Source organism: Pseudomonas citronellolis (assembly GCF_029335315.1).
Taxonomy (GTDB): domain Bacteria; phylum Pseudomonadota; class Gammaproteobacteria; order Pseudomonadales; family Pseudomonadaceae; genus Pseudomonas; species Pseudomonas citronellolis_A.
In genome coordinates this window covers 1-422 of record NZ_JARJLT010000238.1, presented here as the reverse complement: position 1 = coordinate 422, position 422 = coordinate 1, and the positions used below count along the sequence as shown (strand labels likewise).

General features: G+C 65.6%; 1 protein-coding gene. It reads left to right on the top strand.

The window, feature by feature from the left end:
- Positions 1-422: type VI secretion system tip protein VgrG (gene vgrG / locus P3W75_RS18265; protein WP_276228726.1), on the top strand; the 422-nt coding region annotated here is incomplete at both ends.

Genomic DNA, 422 nt, shown 5'->3' with positions numbered 1-422 from the left:
CACCAGCCCGCAACAGAACGACCCCTACGGCCACATCGACAACGAAGGCCGCTACCGCGTCAACTTCCTCTTCGACCGCGACGCCTGGGACGCAGGCCGCGAAAGCATGTGGCTGCGTCTGGCACGTCCCTACGCCGGCGATACCCACGGCCTGCACCTGCCCTTGCTGGCCGGTACCGAAGTGGCGATCGCCTTCGAACAGGGCGACCCGGACCGCCCCTACATCGCCCACGCCCTGCACGACAACCTGCACCCCGACCACGTCACCATCCAGAACTACAAGCGCAACGTGCTGCGCACCCCCGCGAACAACAAGTTTCGTCTGGACGACACCCGCGGCCAGGAACATATCAAGGTCAGCACCGAGTACGGCGGCAAGAGCCAGCTCAACCTGGGGCATCTGGTGGATGCGCAGCGTGGGC